At 33.3% G+C, this 276-nt stretch carries 1 pseudogene; it reads left to right on the top strand.

Annotation, left to right across the window (positions count from 1 at the left end):
• A pseudogene (locus tag ACVA54_RS19745) lies at window positions 1-276 on the top strand (hypothetical protein); the annotation flags it as partial.

Genomic DNA, 276 nt, shown 5'->3' with positions numbered 1-276 from the left:
CATGAAGATGGCTATCGTGTCACAATCGTTGACGATAATAGCAATACAATCGCACATACATTAATAGAGAAAAAGAAAAAAGATGGCAAAGATATTCAACTAACTATTGATGCTAAAGTTCAAAAGAGTATTTATAACAACATGAAAAATGATTATGGCTCAGGTACTGCTATCCACCCTCAAACAGGTGAATTATTAGCACTTGTAAGCACACCTTCATATGACGTCTATCCATTTATGTATGGCATGAGTAACGAAGAATATAATAAATTAACC

This window comes from Vibrio sp. PNB23_22_6, assembly GCF_052877535.1.
This window is presented reverse-complemented; position numbering and strand designations above follow the sequence as displayed.